The sequence below is a fragment of the Cryobacterium sp. TMT4-10 genome, assembly GCF_004403275.1.
GTDB classification, from domain to species: domain Bacteria; phylum Actinomycetota; class Actinomycetes; order Actinomycetales; family Microbacteriaceae; genus Cryobacterium; species Cryobacterium shii.
Map to the genome: position 1 here is coordinate 1 of NZ_SOGU01000070.1, position 1,524 is coordinate 1,524.

General features: G+C 74.3%; 1 protein-coding gene. It reads right to left on the reverse strand.

What is annotated here, in order from left to right; genetic code table 11:
* The coding region (locus tag E3T42_RS09790) for a DUF3488 and transglutaminase-like domain-containing protein (RefSeq protein ID WP_134402938.1) at positions 1-1,524 on the reverse strand (1,524 nt) is incomplete at both ends.

Here is a 1,524-nt window from a genome sequence, read left to right on the forward strand (position 1 = left end):
GCTGCGGCTCCCCCGACGGCTCCCCCGGTCGCTCCCCCGGCGGCGCGAGCCCCGGCAGCGACCGCAGGCGCGCCGCGAACTCCCGCGGCGTCTCGGTCGCGCGCACGGGGATGCCGTGGTCGACGGCGAGGTCGGTGAGCTCCTGCCAGGCCTCCGCGGCCCCCGCGCGGCCGGCCAGGATCCGACGCCGTCGCTGTCGCCGCCGCTCGACCCGGCCGATCGCCGGCAGCAGCAGCAACGCGATCACCCCGACGAGGACCAGGATGAGGCGCAGCACGGTGACGGGTTCCTGGCGGGTGTCCGCGGAGCCGCCGCGGGCGCCGGGATCGGTCGCCGCGGGATCGTCGGTGATGCCAGGCCGTGCGGACCCGGCGGTCCCGCCCTGGCCGCCCGGAGTCTGGGCGGCATCCATTGTGCGGGTGTATTCGGGCAGCGCCCCGCGCCCCGGCGTCGGTTCGAACGGCACCCAGCCGACCCCGGCGAAGTACAGTTCCGGCCAGGCGTGCAGGTCATGGGAGTCCACGCTGTACCGTCCCGTCCCGGCGATCGAGCTGGAGGCGGAGAGCGTGCCGGGCTGGTAGCCGACCGCGATCCGGGCGGGAATGCCGATGGAGCGGGCCATCACGGCCATGGCCGAGGAGAAGTGCACGCAGTACCCGGTCTTCACCTCGAGGAAGGTGCTGACGACATCCACGCCGCCGCCGTCGAAGCCGGCCTTGGCCGGAGCCTCGGTGTCGTAGCTGAATTCCTCGCCGCGGAGGTACGTCTGCAGCGCCAGGGCCGCGTCATAGGCCGTGTCGGTGCCGGCCGTGACCTGCCGCGCGGTCTCCGCGATCCGGGGCGGGCTGTCCGCGGGCAGCCGGAGACTCCGCTGTACGCTTGACGGGTAGTCGCTGCCCGAGCCCCTCAGCTGGTCCCTGGTCGGCGCCAGGTTCAGCGCGATGACGGTGTACTCCTGGCCGCGGGTCGTGTCGTTCGGGCTGGTGATCGACCCGTTCGACCCGTTCCAGTACCAGGCCCCGGCCAGCCCCGTGATCGAGCGGGCCGGCGCCGGGATCGGCAGCCAGCGCGCCGACAGGCCGTCCACGACGATGTTCGTGCGGGTCTCGGTGACGGCCACTGAGTCCAACAGGCCCGGCGGCAGGGCGATCTTGTCCACGGTGTTCGCGGAATTGGACGGAAAGAGGCGGGAACTCCAGTCGCGGCCGGAGAACTCGTCCAGGGTGAGCAGCCGGAGGTAGGGCGCCCTCGTCGCCGTCGTGCGATAGTGCAGGACCGGCCGCGCCGTCGGGCGGCGCAGGTCCTCGCCCAGGTTGATCATCGGGCTGACGCCGTTGCCGAACAGCAGGGCACTGCTCGGGCGCCCGGCGACGCCACTGCCCGGGAACGCCGGGATGGCCACGCTCAGCACCATCGCGGCGGCGAGGGCCACACCGCCCACACCCAGCGCACCCCAGAGCGGGCCGGGGCCGCGGCGCCGCACGGGCGCGAAAACCCGGGGCGCGCCCGGCCCGGCCGACGGCC